Source organism: Akkermansiaceae bacterium, assembly GCA_024233115.1.
Taxonomy (GTDB): domain Bacteria; phylum Verrucomicrobiota; class Verrucomicrobiia; order Verrucomicrobiales; family Akkermansiaceae; genus Oceaniferula.
Map to the genome: position 1 here is coordinate 201,160 of JACKQB010000007.1, position 15,466 is coordinate 216,625.

Below are 15,466 nucleotides of genomic sequence, written 5' to 3' on the forward strand. Positions count from 1 at the left end.
TCCTCTGTTATAGTGCTTCATCATGAGCGAAGTCAAAAAAGACCGATCCCACTGGGTGGTTAAAAAATGCTCCTCATTTGATGAGATGAGAGCGTTCCGCATTCAGCAATGGCAGAATGTCACTGGTGCCGAACGCCGCCAAGCGGCTTGGGAACTGGTCTATGACTACTGGGTTGGCATGAAAAAAATGCACCCCGATGAACTCCGACTTCAAAGAACTGTTACAAAGCTTGCAAAAATTTGAGGTCCGCTACCTCATCGCTGGCGGGTATGCGGTCATTCACCACGCCCAGCCGCGATACACCAAAGACATCGATATTTGGTTGGAGCCTACTCAAGAAAATGCATCCCTACTGATGAGGGTTTTCTTGGACTTTGGCATCCCACTCATTGGAGTAACTCAAGACGACTTTGCCCAGCCGCGCACCCAGTTCAGCATCGGCGTTAAACCTTGCCAGATCGTTTTCCTGACCACTATTCCCGGACTTGATTTCGCTCCATGCTGGGAAAAAAAGGTCGTCTGCCAACAGAACGGTTTCGATATCCACTACCTCGGCAAAGAAGACCTGATCAAAGCCAAACAAACCGCTGGGCGCCCGCAAGACCTCGCCGACATCGACGAACTCAAGCGCGCAGAATAGTCCACAACACAGGTTTGCAAGCCGGTTGCCACAAAAAATCGCTTGCACCCCTACCCTGCTGCGCTACACATCCCGCATCCGCAGGATGAAAGCATCCTATTTCACTATTCAATATTCCAACTTCACTATTCAACATGTCCGTACTCGTAGGAAAACAAGCACCGTCCTTTAACGCCAAAGCCGTTAAAGGGGAAAACATCATCGAAAACTTCAGCCTCGACCAATACCTAGGTGAGAAATACGTCGTCCTCTTCTTCTACCCGAAGGACTTCACCTTCGTCTGCCCGACCGAGCTTCATCGCTTCCAGGACGAGATCGCTGAGTTTGAAAAACGCAACGTCCAAGTGGTCGGTTGCTCGACCGACACCGAATTCTCTCACTGGGCATGGCTCCAGACACCTAAAAACAAAGGTGGTATCCAGGGTGTCAACTACCCGATCGTAGCCGACACCAACAAAACCATCTCCGAGGACTACGACGTGCTCGCCGGTGAGTTTGTCAGCGACGAGGACGGCAACCCCGTCGTGCTCGGTGAACTGGTCGCCTACCGTGGCCTCTTCCTCATCGACAAAGACGGCATCGTCCAGCACCAGGTCGTCAACAACATGCCGTTGGGTCGCTCCATCAAGGAATGCCTCCGCGTCATCGACGCCCTCCAGCACTTCGAGCAGCACGGCGAAGTCTGCCCGATGGACTGGCAAAAAGGCGACGACGCCATGACCGCCAGCCACGAAGGGGTTAGCGGCTATCTTTCCAAGTGATCTGCCGAGGGCAGATGGGTATCCGTTATTGAGTTATCGGTTATCAGAAAAAATCACCCAAGCCCGCCACTCACCCGAGTGCGCGGGCTTTTTTATTTTCAGAAACACCAAACATCATTTACGATCGGTAGTTTTAACCCTTGGCACTGACACCCCCTCGTATAAAATACTGATACACATCAGAAAGACTCTCTGAGAAAATGATATCCAGATCTCCAGTATGGCAATAGCCCACAACAACCATGAAAAAGCATAGAATTTCAAGTTTCCTCCTCATTGCCTTACTCTTGCCGGCATGGGCTGGGGAAGCTTGCGCTAAAGAATCAAAAAAGGAAGACGCAAAAAAAACCGGATACCCGGCATTCAGTTGGGACCGGATTCCGCTCTACATGCATATCCGCAAGGCAACATCCTACACCGACAAGGAGATTGCCTATATCGCGAAGTTTCCGCTGATCACCTTTGAAAAGGCGAACGGGCACACCTCTCACGGCACGATCGAAAAAGGAACCCTCGTATCAGCCCGCGCGGTGAAGAAAATCAACCCCAATGCCACCATCCTTTATTACCGCAACGTCATCGTCCACTACGGGGGCTACGGTGCCAATGAAACCCTCAAAAAAATCCCCCATGCATTCCTGGAGAACCAAAAAGGAGATAACAAACTCGTACGGTCGAGCGTGCAGGCTTACGACTTGTCGAATCCTGACTTGCGCAAGTGGTGGGTCGACGCCTGTAGCAGCATGACCCAAGACCCGGTGATCGACGGGGTCTTTCTCGACGGCAACATCAAGGCACTGGAGCCTGGTTACCTCAAACGTGACATCGGCGCCAAAAAGAAACAGGAGGTCACGGACGGCTACCATCTGATGATGAAACAAACGCGCGCCGCCATTGGCCCGGACAAACTCATGGTGGCCAACATTCTCCGGGCACGTTTCAACCATGCAGGGCTGGAGTATCTGGGTTATTTCGATGGCTCCTACCTGGAGGGATTCCAACACAGCATTGGCTCCACGAGCTACGAAGACTATGTCGCCAAGGGCATCGACGCCATCCAACAAGCTGCCAGCCAGGGCAAGATCATTGCGTTTACCAGCGGCCTCACCCCACCCAGAAACACCAGCAAAATGGGTATCGACGAAGCCCACGCCTCGGTCGAGTCCTATGAACAGGCCCAGGCGGCACTCGTCTACCCCCTGGCTATTTTCCTCATCGCCGCAGGCGAGCACAGCTACTTCCGTGCACACGAAGGCTATGCCGCGGACAAAAAAGGTCATTGGATGCGCTGGTTTCCTGAATACGACAGACCCCTCGGCCCCCCCCTCGGCCCGGCAAAGAAAAACGGTTACCAATACACCCGCCAATTCAAACACGCCACCGTGTTACTCGATATCAAAAAACGTTCCGCCGATATCAAGTGGCTAACACCCCCTCCCGGCAAACCATAAACAACCACCGACCACCGACTACTAAAAACTCCCCCCATGTCCCCCATCCATCAACTACTCGCCCTCTCCACCTTCGCCATTTCCAGTCTCTCAGCTGAAGAAGGATTTGTCCCCCTCTTTAACGGCGAGAACCTACAAGGTTGGACCGCTGCCCGCAGCAAAGGCAAGGGCGATACGGGTGCCTTTTCAGTGAATCAAAAAGAGAAGGCCATCCACGTCTACGCAGGGAGGGAAGCGGGCACCGAACAAACCACTGATTGCCTCAACACCGATGCCACATTCAGCCACTACATCCTCAAACTCGAATACAAGTGGCTTGGCAAGCGCTTCGCACCGCGCACCGATTGGGACCGCGACGCAGGCCTGCTTTTCCACGCCCACGGCAACCTCAGGAAAGTCTGGCCACACAGCTTCGAAATGCAAATCGGCGAGTCCCCAGGCGACAAAAAGGGGAATCGCCGCTTCCATGCCGGCGACCTGTTTGTCATTGGTAAACACCTCCGCTGCAAAACCCTCCGAAAAAATGGTTACTATGATCCAGATGGCAGACCCGTCACAGGCGGTGCCGTGCCCACCAAACTCGGTGCCGAAAAACCCAAGGGCGAGTGGAACGAAATGGAAATCCGCATCCTCGGCTCTCAAAAGGCCACCTTCATCCTCAACGGCCAGGTCGTGCTCGAGCTGACCGATATCGAGCAAAAAAACAAAGACGGCCAATACGTTCCACTCGAAAAAGGCCACATCGGCCTGCAAGCCGAATGGGCCGAGCTGCTCTACCGGAACATCCGGATCAAGAAACTTGATAGGAAGTAGCATGTAACGAGTTGTCAGCAGGTCAGAGGGAAGCATGCGGATATGGAAGGCTTGCCTGGTGTGACTTATCCGGAACACCCCGAAAGAAAGTGATCGAACAAGACGCTTCATCATTCCTCTCAATACTCCCCCATTGAAAATCGATGGGCTATTTCTGAGGGATCATGATAGCTTCGCACCATGGAGGACAACTTACGTGCCAGGCTTGATGCCCTTTTGCGGAAACAGGAGGAAATGCAGCAGTATCTGCATCAGTTAGGGGAGGAGTGCAAACAGATCGACCAACAACTGCGGAAGCTCCCGACAGCTTCCGAGAAGGCACCTCATGACCTGCGCAATCTCCCGAATGCGATTGCCGGGGAGAGCCACAAAATCGAGTCCTCCAGACCCACGGCAACACCTCCTCCCATCCCGCCTCAGCTGAAGGTCATTGTGGCAACGAATCCAAGTAAAGCGACGTCGACCGACCCGAAACAAGACCAGCCCGGCCCCGCCGTGTCCGATTTACCAACGGCGTTTTCCTCAGCCACCATGAGCGCGGTGGTGCCTCCCCAAGAAAAAAAGCCGCCGGTCAAAACAGCCACCGTCAACACCGGCGACTGGGAACTCAATTTCGGCAAAGTCTGGCTGGTCAGGATCGGGATTCTATTTCTCCTGACGGGCCTCATTTTCCTCAGCACCTACGCTTATAAAAACTGGCTGTTCCATGCCGGCCCGGGGGCGAAGGTGGCGTTTTTCATGACCGTGTCCCTGACCCTAACAGGCACCGGCATGTGGCTGGACAAGTGGAAGGAGAAGTTCCGCCAGTACGGTCGGGTGCTGGCATCCGGCGGGCTTGCCGCAGGCTATTACACGATCTACGCCTGCCACTTCGTGCCGTCGTTGCAACTGGTCGACAGCACCATCCTGGCAGGCGTCCTGCTGACGCTTTGGGCGGGACTCATCCTGGCGTATGCGGTTTGGAAAAAATCGCGTGTGGTGGCGGTGATGGCGATAGGCCTGGCCTTCTACGGCACGATCGTCAACCCGTCTGGCTGGCTTTCGCTTTTCTCCGCCCTACTGCTGTCGAGTGCCGGTATGTGGTTGATGGTCAGGTTCCGCTGGATAACGATCGGACTTGGCACGGTGTTGGCCGCCTATGTCTCACACGCATTCTGGCTTGGATTCTACCCGCAGGCGGTCGAGTCCACCGTGCGTTTCACCTATTTGGCGTCCTACTGGTTGCTGTTTACCGCGGCCCTCACCGTCCCCAGGGCGCGCAAGATGCCGGAGCAGATCCAGCGTGCCTTTTGCGCCATCAACAATGGTGCCGCATGGTGCCTGACGGTGTTCCTCGTACCTGACATGATTCCCCATACGGAAATCGGGTGGATCTCCATCGGCGTGGGAGCCTTGTGGATTGCCATCGCTTTGATCTCCCGCACCGACAAGGTGTGGGACAAGTCGCTGGCGCTGGTCTATGGCTATCAAGGCCTCCTCATTGCCAGTTTGGGGGTATTGTTAGAAGCCACCGGATACACCCGTTTCCTGGTGATGGCGGTGGAGGCGTGCATCCTTCTGGCAGGAGCGCGATACTTCGGAGGCTGGCTGGCCCGTATGGTCGCTGCCGGTGCCTACCTCTGCGCCATGATCACCGCGCTGCCGGAGTTGAATGGTGGAGCATTCGCGCCTTGGCCAAGCTACGCGGCTTTGGCTCTTGTCTCCGCTGTGTTCACCGCCCTTGTGCGTCGCGATGGCGTATCGATGGCTGATGAACGTGGAAGCCAGGCTGATTATGTGCCACTTTTCCCCGCCGCCCTCACATGGCTGGTGGCCGGGCTGGGGGTGTTCCAGCAATGGTCTTATGCCTCAGGGGTCAACGGACTGATGCTGACCGCCACCCTGCTGATGCTCGCCTATTTCCTGATCAAACACCCACGCTGGAAGGCATGGACGGGCGACGTGGCCATGATCGGAACCATCCCTGTCTTTGCCGGCATTTGGTGGTATCTCAGTGGCTACACGACGCTGACTATCACGCAATCATTGATTCCATGGTCTGTCGTTGGCATCTACTGGTACATCAGCCCCAGGCTACCCCAGGCATGGGAGGATAATGCAGGCAGCCATACCACCTCTAACAACCTATCCCTTGAGTGGCTCACCAGTATCCTGTTCTGGATTGTCACCGCAGCCACCCTGACACACCACATTGAGGAATCCGCCCACTGGATGATCCTTGGCGGGGTGATTGCTGTCGCCGGACATGCTGCGGCCCAATACTTACGCCGACCCAGCATCGGTGCACCCGCCCTGTTTTTCCATATCGGGGCATTGATCGCTGTCGTTGCCAGAGGCAACTACGAACCCGCCCTCGGATGGATGCCTGCGGTGATGCTGCTCATCCATCTGGCGCTTACAGACAGGTTCTGGGATATGTTTGAAAAGAGAGTGATGCGGGCTCTTCTGGCCCTGGGTGTCGTCATTGCAACCGGCACTCACGCCGTTCAGGAATTCGATCGGCCCGACCTCACCCTAACGGCCTTGGGGTTGAGTTTGCTGGTCTGGGCCTATCGCCGAAACGATACCGGCTTTGCCATAACGGGGGGGGCTTTTCCGATTGTTATCGCCTGTGTCAACGCCATAGCCAGCCACAACGACCAGGACTGGCCCCGTTACCTTCCCAGCCTCTGCGCCCTGGTCATGCATGGCCTGTTGTGGTTGGACACCCAGGCGGATGAAACCAAGCTGGCCAACTGGAAACCCGTCCGTGTTATCTTACTCGTCGCGGGATTAGCCTCCCTCTTGTATGCCTCCACGGCACATGTCCAGGCCAGCTTCGAGGGTGCTGGGGTTGCCATCTGCTGGGCACTGTTAGCCACAGCACTGTTCTGCGCAGGTCTCACCATGCGCTGTCGGCCATACCGCCTGATCGGCCTGTGGTTGTTAGCGGCTGCCGTGCTTCACGTCGTGTGTATCGATGTGATGAAGCTGGATACGCTCGGCCGCATCCTCAGTTTCATCAGCCTGGGTCTTGTCCTGCTGGGACTCGGGTTTCTTTACAACAAATTCCAGGAAACCATCAAAAAGTTCATCTAGCGGGATTCTTCGAACGACTGGATCACCTTCATGCAGTCGTTCCTGGATTTTTCCGATGCCGAGGCTGGCAGGGTGGCCTGCATGATGAAGACGCGGTCGACGCCATCGACAGCAACCAGAAAGAAGTCAAGCTTATGCTCACCCGCCTTCACAAAGACGCGGGCGAACTGGGCTTGTTTTCCATCGACAGCTCCCTCGGTCATCTTGGGCTCCTCCAGAACCGTCATGCCTTGCTTAAAGCCATCAATCATCGATTTCAGGGTCGCCTTGAGATCGGCCTTGGCATTTTCCGGCAGTTCCAGCTTGGCGATGGCAAAAGAGGCATCACCAGCTTCGGTTTCACGATAAACAAGGGCGTCTTTTCGTGGGTTGGCGGATTTTTTCCAACCTTCCGGGAACTCGACGGAATACTTGGTATCAAAAGTCACCTTCTCGGCGGAAACCAGACCAACCACTGTTAGCATGACCGTGAGAAAACAATAGAACGGCTTCATAGTTCCCGGAATGTAACATATCGGCGGCATCTGACAACCACACTCTGACTGAAATTGAGAGCCCCCCGTTATCAGAGCTACGACAACGTCCCCCACAAACGACTGATCCAGGTGAGATTCTTGTCGATGGCAGCCACTCTGACTGGAGCTCCGTCATTTACGCTTGCTGATACCCCTTACGTGGAGTGCGCAACGACCTGATGGCTGGCGGACTATCTGGAAACTAGAACCTGTTGGCCAACCAATCTGCTGCCTACAGTGACCATTTTCCTATTTCCTTTAAGATCAAACCAGCTAAGGATAACGACCCCGACTTCTTTGTACCCTTGTTTCCATCACCTCATCATGAAGCCCCACACAAGCGCATCTCCAGTGCGATATGATTACTCCAGTTCTCCTCCCGTCGATCACGTCGGTATTGCCGAGCGCGCCGCGCGCTTCACCACACGCAGTATCAAAAACAACACCAAGCGTGAAGGCTTGGATCTGGTGTTGAACATGATCGACCTCACCACCCTGGAAGGAGCCGACACACCGAACAAGGTGCGCCAGCTTTGTTACAAGGCGGAACATCTGCACGATTCAATCCCCGGCCTCCCGACCACCGCGGCCGTATGCGTCTATCCCACTTTCGTAAAAACCGCCCGCGCAGCCCTCGGTGACAAGTCCCCCGTCAAGGTCGCGTCCGTCGCCACTGCGTTCCCATCCGGGCACGCCACGCTGAATCAAAAACTCGACGAAACCCAGTTCGCGGTCAGTGAAGGTGCGGATGAGGTGGATATGGTAATCTCACGGGGACGGTTTTTGTCGGGCGACTACAACTACGTTTTCGATGAAATCGCCGCCGTCAAGGACGCCTGTGGCCAAGCACGGCTCAAGGTGATCCTCGAAACCGGCGAGCTTGCCACCCTGGATAATGTGCGCCGGGCCAGTGACATCGCCATCCACGCGGGCGCTGATTTCATTAAAACATCCACCGGAAAGATTGCCTCAGCCGCCACCATTCCGGTCACTCTCGTGATGCTGTTAGCGATCCGCGACCACTACTTCAAGACCGGTCAAATGGTCGGCATGAAACCGGCCGGTGGTATTTCCACATCAAAACTAGCCCTTCACTACCTGGTGATGGTGCAAGAGACCCTCGGCCCCAAGTGGCTCGATAACCAGTGGTTCCGATTCGGCGCCAGTAGCCTCGCCAACGACGTTCTGATGCAGGTGGCCAAACTCGAAACCAGTCGTTACCAGGCTCCACAATATTTTTCCAAAGACTAGCTTGCTTTAAGTTCTAAGTTTTAAATTCCAAATACCAAATTTATCCGATGCCTAGAAAAACCAAATCAACATCCAATGACTGGACGAATATCACGTATTCGCCGGCCCCCGAATCCGCCTCGCAAGTGCAGATCGCTAAACGCTACGACCACTTCATCGGCGGCAAGTGGGTGGCTCCTGCACAAAAGAAATACTTCGCCACCACCAACCCTGCGACCGGGAAAAAACTCTCCGAGGTGGCGGAAGGTAGCCAAGAGGATGTCGATGCTGCCGTCAAGGCGGCCCGTGCCGCCTACAACGGTCCATGGGGGAAAATGAACGGACGTGAAAGAGGGAAATACATCTACCGCATCGCCCGGCTGATCCAGGAGCGCGCCCGTGAGTTTGCCATCATTGAAACCCTCGATGGCGGCAAACCGATCCGCGAGTCACGCGACATCGACATCCCGCTGGCGGCGAATCACTTTTTCTACTACGCGGGATGGGCCGATAAGTTAGAATTCGCTTTTCCTAACCAGAAAACCTCATCTCTCGGAGTGGCAGGCCAGGTCATCCCGTGGAACTTTCCCTTCCTGATGGCCGCTTGGAAAATCGCGCCCGCGCTCGCGACCGGAAACACCGTCGTACTCAAGCCTGCGGAAACGACTCCCCTGACGGTACTCAAACTCGCCCAAGTCATCGCCGACTCCGGACTGCCCGATGGCGTGGTTAACATCGTCACCGGTGCAGGCGAAACCGGAGCCGCGCTCGTCAATCACCCTGACATCGACAAGGTTGCCTTCACCGGCTCCACCGGGGTGGGCAAGCTGATCCAGAAATCCATCGCTGGAACCGATAAAAAGGTCACGCTCGAACTTGGAGGCAAGGCGGCCAACATCATCCTTGAGGATGCGCCTATCGACCAAGCGGTCGAGGGTGTCGTCAATGGCATCTATTTCAACCAAGGCCACGTTTGCTGCGCAGGCTCACGTCTTTTCGTACAGGAAAACATCTACGAGGAAGTCATGTGGAAACTGAAGCGCCGCATGGACACACTGATCGTTGGCGATCCACTTGATAAAAATACCGACATAGGCGCGATCAACTCGAGGCAGCAGTTGGCGACCATCAAGAGCTTCATCAAAACCGGCCTTAAGGATGGCGGCGATATGTATCAACCTAGCTGCGATCTTCCAAGCAAAGGATACTGGTGCCCCCCCACTGTGTTTACCAACGTTGCCCAATCGTCCCGTATCGTTCAGGAGGAAATCTTCGGTCCTGTGCTCGCGGTGCAAACCTTCCGCACCGTTCCCGAGGTGATCGAAAAAGCCAACAACACTCCGTATGGTCTCTCCGCTGGTGTCTGGTGCGATAAAGGTGCCCGGCTTTTCCAGATCACAGGCGCACTCGATGCCGGTGTCGTCTGGGGCAACACCTTTAACAAATTCGACCCCACCTCACCCTTCGGAGGCTTCAAGGAAAGCGGATACGGTCGCGAAGGTGGCCTGCACGGACTCGGTGCCTACCTTAATTTAGAATACTAACAAAGCAGGGCGAGTTTCCAACTTGCCGACAACCCAAGGAATATCCACTCCAAACCTAACAAATTCACAAATCCTGCCGACAAGTTACAAACTTGCCTACTTTACACAAACCAACCCATCCCATGGAAAGAATCGAAGTTTTGAAAACATACAAACTCTACATCGGCGGACAGTTCCCCCGCACGGAGTCCGGCCGCTATTACACTCCCGCTGGAAAAAACGGCAAAGCTCTCGGCAACATCTGTCTCAGCTCGCGCAAGGATTTCCGCAACGCTGTCGTGGCCGCGCGAACGGCACTCGGCGGCTGGAAAAAACGTGATGCGTTTAACCGCAGCCAGATCCTCTACCGCATCGGAGAGATGTTAGAAGGTCGCCGCGCCCAGTTTGAAGATGAACTCATGCTGCAAGGAGCCACCGCAGCTGCTGCCCGCAAAGAAGTTGAAACCGCCATCGACCAGTGCATTTATTACGCTGGTTGGTGCGACAAGTATCAGCAGACGTTTTCATCGGTGAATCCGGTCGCCAGTCCCCACTTTAACTTCTCCGTGTACGAGCCCGTAGGTGTCGTCGCGGCCATCGCTCCGGAAAAGTCATCCCTCGCAGGCCTGCTCGGCACCATCCTACCCATCATCGCAGGAGGTAACAGCTGCGTAGCGATTGCATCCGAAAGCAAACCGCTCTGCGCCATCACCCTCGCCGAGGCACTCGCCACATCGGATCTGCCAGGTGGTGTCGTCAACATCATCACCGGAAACCGCGCAGAACTTCTCCCCCACATCGGCACTCACATGGATGTCAATGCGGTCGTGGCTTCCGATCTATCAGACGGCGATAAAACCAGCCTCCGCACCGATGCCACCCACAACCTGAAACGCATCATCCTCCGCAAGGACGATCCCGCCAAAAGCGAATCCCCCTACCCCATTCTTTCCACCCAGGAAATCAAAACCACCTGGCACCCGATTGAATCAAGCATCACCGGGGTAGCCGGATACTAGCGTTGCTTGTTCGGGTCATGAAGTTACGCCCACTCCCATTAAATTTAGATCAATTGATATTCTCCTTGCCTTAGTTAAAGGATTTGATAGATTTCGACACTATGCAAGCCCCCTTACCTTTGCATGTCGGTCTTGTGATGGCATGTACCCTCAACCTTGTTTCCGCCCAGTCCATTGATTGGACCGACTGGACTTCTGTCAATGGCACAAACGACGTCGCGACAGGCTCCCTGTTAATTGATGGAACCATCAATGCCACGGTATCCGTCAGTGGATGTGTCGCTGGCACGGTCATCGACGGCACCAGCACGGCGTTCAGCAATGCGGCGCTTTTTTCTCCTGCCTTGGTAACGAGTGACACACTCCGTTCCGACCATAATGGCTCCATACCAGCCATGGGTGATTTTGTGATCACCTTCAGCAGTGCTATCACCAATCCGTTTTTCCACCTGAAGGAAAACCATCACGGTTTCCAAGCCTTTGACCACACCACGGGCACTCCCATCGCCACGGAAATCGTATCGGGAAACCTGGTCCACACACCTGGCGACAATACAACCCTGGGGGCCGACACATGGACAGGAGGCTTTATGCTGATCGGCTCGGATACCAATAACTTCGGAACCACCGCCGACGGCTCGTTTTACTTACTCGGCACCTACACTCAGATCCGGATTCGATCCATCAACGAGGATATTGTTTTCTATCAAATTGGTGATGATGATCATGTAGCACCCGTTCCCGAGCCTAGCACCCTGTGGCTTGGAATGCTCGGCTTCTTCTTTTTGCTACGCAGACGAAAGTAGCCTGGCGCCAGTTGGCTTTATCCAAAAAACCAGCCCCTGCCGCTGAATCTGCCTAGACGCGGCTGCTATACTGCCTGGCATGAGCAACATTTTCTCAGGTACCATACCCGCACTGATGACCCCTTGTGATGCCGGGGGAAATCCGGATTTCAACACACTGGTCGAAACCGCACAGGGGCTGGTCGACGCCGGCATGGACTCGGTGGTTTACTGCGGCTCGATGGGCGACTGGCCATTACTGACCGACCAGCAACGTCAGACCGGTGTCAAGGCACTGGTCGACGCCGGAATCAAGGTGATTGTCGGCACCGGAGCGCAGAACACCAGGATTGCCGAGGAACACGCCGCCCACGCGCGGGAAGTAGGAGCCCACGGGCTGATGGTCATCCCGCGTGTGCTGTCACGCGGACTCTCCCCGGCTGCGCAATACAACCACTTCACCGCCATCCTTGAAGCTGGTGGCCCGGACCTGCCCGCCGTGATTTACAACTCCCCTTATTACGGCTTTGCCACCAGGGCTGACCTCTTTTTTAAACTGCATGACAAGTATCCTCAACTGATCGGATTCAAGGAGTTCGGTGGTGCGGCGGATCTAACCTACGCGGCGGAAAACATCACCACCGGTAACGACAAGCTCACTCTCATGGTGGGGGTGGACACCCAGGCATACCATGGATTTGTCAACTGTGGTGCCGGAGGGGCGATCACCGGTGTCGGTAATGCCCTGCCCAAAGAAGTCCTTCATCTGGTCGACCTCTGCCAGCGCGCCGCCAAAGGTGACGCCCAGGCCCGCGTCCATGCCCTGGAGCTCAGTGAGGCGATGCAGGTGCTCTCCACCTTCGACGAAGGTCCCGATCTCGTTCTCTATTACAAACACCTTATGGTGCTCGAAGGACACGACGCCTACAGATACCAGATCTACGCCGACGATCAGCTGAGCCCGCCGCAAAAGGCGCACCTGGAGTCGCAGCACTTCCTGTTCCGCAACTGGTGGGCGTCCTGGGAAGGAAGGTAGGGCGAGTTTCCAACTTGCCGACAGCCCAAGGACAGATCAGCCGACAACTTACCAAGTTGTCCTACACCTCACTGCGCCGTATTCCAAGTGGGTTACCCTCCTTGAGTGCATCCGGCAGCAGTACATCCGGGCAATCCTGGTAGCAGACGGGACGCGTGAAACGGTAGATTGCCATGGTGCCTACGGAGCTGCTTCGTCCATCGGATGTCGCGGGATACGGGCCGCCGTGAACCATGCTGGCACAAACTTCGACCCCGGTGGGGAAGCCGTTAAAGACAAGTCGGCCGGCGCGGTCCTCCATCAGTTTGGCGAGGCCTCCTTGCAGGGCAAGTTCACCATCGGTGCCATGCACACTCGCTGTGAGCTGGCCACCGAGAGCGCCAAACAATGCAGCTAATTCGTCATCGCTGGTATAGGTGACAATCAATGTGGCCGGTCCAAAGACTTCTTCGGTAAGGTCACCGGCGGCAAGGAAATCAACGGCACTGGTCTGGAATACGGTTGGCACTGCCTGGTTGCCATGCTCTCCGCAATGGCCTTCCGCCAGCGTTTGCACCCGGGGATGGTTTTTAAGCTGGTCGAGCCCTGCACCATATGCCTGGCAAATACCGGAGTTCAGCATGCTGGCACCCGTGCTGTTAGTCACGAGTTCGGCGAGTTTACCTATGACCCGGCCAACCACATCGGCATGGATAAACACCAGACCCGGGTTGGTGCAGAACTGCCCGACACCGAGGGTGAGCGAAGCAAACAATCCTTCGGCAAGCGCCTCGCCTTTTTCAATCGCAATTTCCGGAAGGATGACCACCGGATTGATGGCGCTCATTTCGGCATAGACCGGTATCGGCTCCGGGCGCGCGGCGGCGAGATCCATCAGCGCACGCCCCCCAGCGTATGACCCGGTAAAGCCAACGGCCTTGATCGCAGGATGTTTGACCAGCGCCTGGCCAATGGTCCGGCCGCCTCCGTAGACAAGAGAGAAAACCCCCTCGGGAAGTCCACAACCAGCCACCGCTTGCTGGATGGCGAGACCGACAATCTCTGCCGTGCCACTGTGTGACGAGTGGGCTTTGACGATGACCGGACAACCCGCCGCAAGTGCCGAGGCGGTGTCACCCCCTGCGGTGGAGAATGCCAGCGGAAAGTTAGACGCGGCAAAAACAGCCACCGGCCCGAGTGGACGCAGCATGCTGCGGGTATCAACTTTCGGCAGAGGTTGGCGGTCGGGCTGGGCCCGGTCAATACGGGCATCCACCCATGAGCCCTCTTCGACAAGATTGGCGAACATCCGTAACTGACCACAGGTGCGCCCTGCCTCGCCCCGGACCCGCATTTCCGGCAAACCTGTCTCGAGTGGCATACGCTCGACGAGATCCTCAATGGATGCCTCGATATTGTCCGCAATGGCGCGGAGAAACCCCGCCTTTTCAGCTCCGGAGGTATCGCGGTAGCTAACAAAGGCTGCCGCAGCGAGGTCAACCGCCTGCTCAAGCTCGTCGTTCGTGGCCGCTACGTAATCAGGTGCAAGCACTTCGTTTGTTACTGGGTTGATACTATTACCTGCCGGCTCCTTGCCTTGGCCGCGGCGACTGCCGATGATGGATGTTCCTTTGAGTGTCATAATGATTTTGAGTTTAATTGGGAGATGCCGTGTTTAAACGGATCTTCCTCTTGAAGGATGAGCGATGCCTCACTATTAACGTAAGCCGAGCCGGTAATGAAGGGAATAACGCGATCATTTTCGAGCGGCTCTACACGCCCATCAAATACCGTGTTGAGGATACTGGCCTGTCGCCAGACTTCACCTTGCTTGATTTTTCCATCGGCGTAGAGGCAAGCCAGCTTTGCACTCGTACCCGTGCCGCAGGGAGACCGGTCGTATTCAAGCCCCGGACAGAGCACGAAACTACGGCTATCCGAGACACCGGGGGTAGGAGTTCCAAAAATCTCCACATGGTCGATTTCCATGCCATCAGCCCCTGTAATCCCCTGACCCGCCAGGGCTTGGACAATGGCTGATGAAAAACGGGTGAGCTCCGGGATATTTCCGGGAATGACCTCCAGGCCGGTTCCGGTGTTGTTGACATCAACCAGGAAAAACCAGTTTCCACCCCATGCGATGTCACCGACAATTTCGCCAAACCCGGGCACAGCCACCGTGACATTGGCCCTGAACCGGTAACTCGGGACATTGGCTACGGTGACCGAACCATCTTCGTGTAGCTCGGCAACAACTTCACCCACGGGGGTTTCGATGCGGTGTTTACCCGTGGAAATTTTCCCCAGGTGCGCCAGGGTCACAGTAAGTCCTATGGTGCCATGGATACAACCGTTGAGGTAGCCTACGTTATTAAAAAAGATCACGCCCGCCACGCAGTCCGGGTTCACCGGCTGGCAGAGCAGGGCACCTACCATCGCGGAATGACCGCGCGGCTCGTTGATGCAGGCCGAGCGGATCCAATCGTATTTCTCGCGCAGCCATTCCCGACGTGCCATCAGGCTTCCCGAATCCAGCCCCCCCACCCCCTGCGGCAGGTCCACTATCACGCGGGTAGGTTCGCCGCCGGTATGGGAGTCGACGACTTTCAGATGCAGGTGTCCGGAGTTGCTCATT

The 15,466-nt window shown here is 55.7% G+C and carries 14 protein-coding genes; 11 read left to right on the forward strand and 3 right to left on the reverse strand.

What is annotated here, in order from left to right:
• Positions 1–22: 22 nt before the first annotated feature.
• The 6 genes from H7A51_18460 to H7A51_18485 all read left to right on the forward strand — a co-directional run bounded on the left by H7A51_18460 (position 23) and on the right by H7A51_18485 (position 6,744).
• Positions 23–244 carry a hypothetical protein gene (locus H7A51_18460; protein ID MCP5538201.1) on the forward strand — a complete coding sequence of 74 codons (222 nt, stop codon included), beginning with the start codon at positions 23–25 and terminating at the stop codon, positions 242–244.
• Complete coding sequence (locus H7A51_18465) at positions 198–641, forward strand: hypothetical protein (GenBank protein ID MCP5538202.1); 444 nt, start codon at positions 198–200, stop codon at positions 639–641. Before H7A51_18460 ends, H7A51_18465 begins: the two co-directional genes overlap by 47 nt.
• Before the next feature lie 134 nt (positions 642–775).
• Positions 776–1,402, forward strand: coding sequence for a peroxiredoxin (locus H7A51_18470; protein ID MCP5538203.1), 627 nt, complete (start codon positions 776–778; stop codon positions 1,400–1,402).
• A 242-nt stretch (positions 1,403–1,644) separates the two neighbouring features.
• The gene (locus tag H7A51_18475) at positions 1,645–2,853 is read left to right on the forward strand and encodes a hypothetical protein (GenBank protein MCP5538204.1); all 1,209 of its coding nucleotides are present in this window, start codon (positions 1,645–1,647) and stop codon (positions 2,851–2,853) included.
• A gap of 36 nt (positions 2,854–2,889) precedes the next feature.
• Entirely contained in the window at positions 2,890–3,666 is a 777-nt protein-coding gene (locus H7A51_18480) for a DUF1080 domain-containing protein (protein ID MCP5538205.1), read from the forward strand.
• A 180-nt stretch (positions 3,667–3,846) separates the two neighbouring features.
• A complete protein-coding gene (locus H7A51_18485; protein ID MCP5538206.1) occupies positions 3,847–6,744 on the forward strand; it encodes a DUF2339 domain-containing protein in 2,898 nt (965 codons plus the stop codon).
• On the opposite strand, the gene H7A51_18490 is transcribed toward H7A51_18485, so the two are convergent.
• Positions 6,741–7,238 carry a DcrB-related protein gene (locus tag H7A51_18490; GenBank protein MCP5538207.1) on the reverse strand — a complete coding sequence of 166 codons (498 nt, stop codon included), beginning with the start codon at positions 7,236–7,238 and terminating at the stop codon, positions 6,741–6,743. The genes H7A51_18485 and H7A51_18490 overlap by 4 nt on opposite strands.
• Before the next feature lie 345 nt (positions 7,239–7,583).
• Between H7A51_18490 and deoC the strand changes: the two genes are divergently transcribed.
• The 5 genes from deoC (at position 7,584) to H7A51_18515 (ending at position 12,852) form a co-directional block, all read left to right on the forward strand.
• Positions 7,584–8,510 (forward strand): deoxyribose-phosphate aldolase, encoded by a 927-nt coding sequence (deoC, locus tag H7A51_18495; GenBank protein ID MCP5538208.1) that lies wholly within the window; start codon positions 7,584–7,586, stop codon positions 8,508–8,510.
• Positions 8,511–8,557: 47 nt separating this feature from the next.
• Positions 8,558–10,033 (forward strand): aldehyde dehydrogenase family protein, encoded by a 1,476-nt coding sequence (locus H7A51_18500; GenBank protein MCP5538209.1) that lies wholly within the window; start codon positions 8,558–8,560, stop codon positions 10,031–10,033.
• A gap of 122 nt (positions 10,034–10,155) precedes the next feature.
• Positions 10,156–11,031 (forward strand): aldehyde dehydrogenase family protein, encoded by an 876-nt coding sequence (locus H7A51_18505; protein MCP5538210.1) that lies wholly within the window; start codon positions 10,156–10,158, stop codon positions 11,029–11,031.
• 101 nt (positions 11,032–11,132) lie between these two features.
• Positions 11,133–11,837 (forward strand): PEP-CTERM sorting domain-containing protein, encoded by a 705-nt coding sequence (locus H7A51_18510; protein ID MCP5538211.1) that lies wholly within the window; start codon positions 11,133–11,135, stop codon positions 11,835–11,837.
• 79 nt (positions 11,838–11,916) lie between these two features.
• Positions 11,917–12,852: a dihydrodipicolinate synthase family protein gene (locus tag H7A51_18515; protein ID MCP5538212.1), complete on the forward strand. Its 936-nt coding sequence runs from the start codon at positions 11,917–11,919 to the stop codon at positions 12,850–12,852.
• 61 nt (positions 12,853–12,913) lie between these two features.
• Here the strand turns inward: H7A51_18515 and H7A51_18520 are convergent, their stop codons facing one another.
• Positions 12,914–14,473, reverse strand: a complete 1,560-nt coding sequence (locus H7A51_18520; GenBank protein ID MCP5538213.1) for an aldehyde dehydrogenase (NADP(+)) — start codon at positions 14,471–14,473, stop codon at positions 12,914–12,916.
• On the reverse strand, positions 14,470–15,465 hold the full coding sequence (locus tag H7A51_18525) for a proline racemase family protein (GenBank protein ID MCP5538214.1): 996 nt from the start codon (positions 15,463–15,465) through the stop codon (positions 14,470–14,472). The genes H7A51_18520 and H7A51_18525 overlap by 4 nt, the downstream gene beginning before the upstream one ends.
• Between the last annotated feature and the right edge of the window lies 1 nt (position 15,466).